This window comes from Mycobacterium mantenii, from assembly GCF_001667865.1.
Taxonomy (GTDB): Bacteria; Actinomycetota; Actinomycetes; order Mycobacteriales; family Mycobacteriaceae; genus Mycobacterium; species Mycobacterium mantenii_A.
Window position 1 is genome coordinate 1 of the sequence record NZ_LZJP01000014.1, and the last position, 866, is coordinate 866.

An 866-nucleotide genomic window follows, 5' to 3' on the forward strand; every position below is an offset into this window, starting at 1 on the left:
GCACCTGCATTCCGAGCCAGTTGCATGGCATCATCGATCGCCACGCGATGAACGCGCACTGCTGCTCGGGCGTCAACGGACTCGGTCCCGCACATGGCGGCGTTCCCGGCGCACCGCAGATCGGGTCGGCCGATGCAAGCGGCGCGTAGGCGAACGCGGCGGCCGCAACCATCAGGGCGACGGCGGTGATCATGGTGGTGACGAGACGTCGGGTGCGATGCATGGCCCCTCGAATCTGTAGCGTTTGTACGGAGACGAGAATCAATTAAAAATGTTGGCGTACAACAAATTCAGCGAGATGATCTGCGCTGGATTAATGCGGCGAGTTGGCCATATAGCACCGCACTCGGGTGGCGGCGTCGTCCGGCTTGACCCCCATAGTTATCAATCTCTGCACCACTTGGGCAGGTGGCACACCCCCAACGATGTCGTTGTCGATCACATGAAGGCTGGGAAACCAATCTTCTGCGGTTACGCCCGGCGGCGGCGGCTTCGCGTCGCCCCCTATGCACTGAACGTATCCATTGACGCCGGTATCGGCGTGAGCGGACGGCGCCCCCATCGACACAGCGATGGCCGTCCCGACCGCCGCGGGGACATAGATGAAACGCATGCGGGAATTATCGCGCGTTCGTATCGTTTGACAACCACGAATTCGGGTTTGCCACCACGAAACTCCAGTGCCGGACGGCGCCATATCCCGTTTTGTGCACTTCTAAGGCGCCGCCGTCGGCCTTACACTGAGCGAGATATGTGCGCCTATCAGATCGTCGTGGTCGGTACCGATGGCTCGGACTCCTCGCTGCGTGCGGTGGAGCGTGCGGGCGCGATCGCTGCGCATCACGAGGCGAAATTGATCGTGGTGA

The 866-nt window shown here is 61.4% G+C and carries 3 protein-coding genes; 1 reads left to right on the plus strand and 2 read right to left on the minus strand.

Features of this window, described 5'->3' with window-relative positions; translation table 11 throughout:
• Positions 1–223 (minus strand): hypothetical protein (locus A5688_RS27880; RefSeq protein ID WP_068268048.1); only part of this gene is annotated, 223 nt, incomplete at its 3' end.
• Between the two features lie 90 nt (positions 224–313).
• The gene (locus A5688_RS03210) at positions 314–613 is read right to left on the minus strand and encodes a hypothetical protein (protein ID WP_067827533.1); all 300 of its coding nucleotides are present in this window, start codon (positions 611–613) and stop codon (positions 314–316) included.
• A gap of 138 nt (positions 614–751) precedes the next feature.
• On the opposite strand from A5688_RS03210, the gene A5688_RS03215 reads away from it, so the two are divergent.
• Positions 752–866 (plus strand): universal stress protein (locus tag A5688_RS03215; RefSeq protein ID WP_165607446.1); only part of this gene is annotated, 115 nt, incomplete at its 3' end.